Annotated in this window: 2 protein-coding genes; both read left to right on the top strand. The window is 62.3% G+C overall.

The window, feature by feature from the left end; all coding sequences use genetic code 11:
* The first annotated feature begins 258 nt into the window (after nt 1-258).
* On the top strand, nt 259-1446 hold the full coding sequence (locus EOA33_RS34840; protein WP_126055053.1) for a glycine C-acetyltransferase: 1188 nt from the start codon (nt 259-261) through the stop codon (nt 1444-1446).
* 45 nt (nt 1447-1491) lie between these two features.
* Nucleotides 1492-1706, top strand: a 215-nt coding sequence (locus tag EOA33_RS34835) for an alcohol dehydrogenase catalytic domain-containing protein (RefSeq protein ID WP_148670647.1), incomplete at its 3' end; no start/stop codon positions are given.

Below are 1706 nucleotides of genomic sequence, written 5' to 3'. Positions count from 1 at the left end.
CGTTATGCGAAGACCATTGACTTGAAAGGGTTAACAGGCAGGCAAGCAGCCCCGCCTGTTGCGCCCGCAGAGGGGGAAAGCTGCGGAAATGGTTATCATGTCCTTTCGCCGCAACCATGCATTTGAACGCATCGTCGAACGCGCCGCCAAAACGGGATGTCATCCAGCTTTCGCCGCACCACCGAAGCCGTCGCTTTTGCGGTGGATTTTTCAGCCACGCGGGGCGACAGTCCGCGTCAAACCGAACAGGGTTGGATCATGACCACAGCATTCCTTTCCCACATCGACAGCGAACTTGCGGGGCTGAAAACGGCCGGACTCTACAAGTCCGAGCGGGTGATCGCCTCGATGCAATCGGCCGAGATCGAGGTTGCCGGCCAAAAGGTGTTGAATTTCTGCGCCAACAACTATCTCGGTCTCGCCGACAGCGCCGAATTGCGCGACGCGGCAAAGCATGCGCTCGACCGCTACGGCTACGGCATGGCCTCGGTGCGCTTCATCTGCGGCACGCAGGAGGAGCACAAGCAGCTGGAGGCGACGATCTCGTCCTTCCTCGGCATGGACGACACCATCCTCTACGGCTCCTGCTTCGACGCCAATGGCGGCCTGTTCGAGACGCTGCTCGGCGAGGAGGACGCCATCATCTCCGACGCGCTGAACCATGCCTCGATCATCGACGGCGTCAGGCTGTCGAAGGCCAAGCGCTTCCGCTACGTCAACAACGACATGGCTGATCTCGAGGCCCGGCTGAAGGAGGCGAAAGATTGCCGCTTCCGGCTGATCGCCACCGACGGCGTGTTCTCGATGGACGGCATCATCGCCAACCTGCAGGGGGTTTGCGACCTGGCCGAGAAATACGATGCCATGGTGATGGTCGACGACAGCCATGCGGTCGGCTTCGTCGGCAAACATGGCCGCGGTTCGGCCGAGCATTGCGGCGTCGAAGGCAGGGTGGACATCATCACCGGCACGCTCGGCAAGGCGCTGGGTGGCGCGTCCGGCGGCTATACCTCGGGCAAAGCCCAGGTGGTCGACTGGCTGCGCCAGCGCTCGCGGCCCTATCTGTTCTCCAACACGCTGATGCCAGCGATCGCCGGCGCCTCGATCAAGGTGTTCGACATGATCCGCAATGGCGGCGCCTTGCGCGAGCGCCTCTATGCCAATGCGGAACGGTTCCGCTCCGAAATGGGCAAGCTCGGCTTTACGCTCGCCGGCGCGGACCATCCGATCATCCCGGTGATGCTGGGCGATGCGGCTCTGGCACAGGAGATGGCCGCGCGCATGCTGAAGCGCGGCATCTACGTCATCGGCTTCTCCTTCCCGGTGGTGCCGAAGGGTCAGGCGCGCATCCGCACCCAAATGTCTGCCGCCCATTCCATCGCGGATATCGACCGCGCGGTCGAGGCGTTCGGCGCAGTGGGACGGGAGCTCGGCGTGATTTCCTGAGCGCCGAAAAACGATTCCGGATCAAGAGATTCAAGGAACAAAAGAATGTCCAACATGATGAAGGCGCTGGTTAAGGCCAAGGCCGAGCCGGGCATCTGGATGGAAGAGGTGCCGGTGCCGGAGATCGGTCCCAACGACGTGCTGATCAAGGTCAGGAAGACCGCGATCTGCGGCACCGACGTGCACATCTACAATTGGGACCAGTGGGCGCAGAAGACGGTGCCGGTGCCGATGGTGACGGGCCATGAGTTCGTCGGTAC

The organism is Mesorhizobium sp. M4A.F.Ca.ET.050.02.1.1, from assembly GCF_003997725.1.
In the GTDB taxonomy this organism is placed as follows: Bacteria; Pseudomonadota; Alphaproteobacteria; order Rhizobiales; family Rhizobiaceae; genus Mesorhizobium.
Note: the sequence above shows the minus strand (reverse complement) of the source record. Positions and strands in the feature narration are given on the sequence as shown.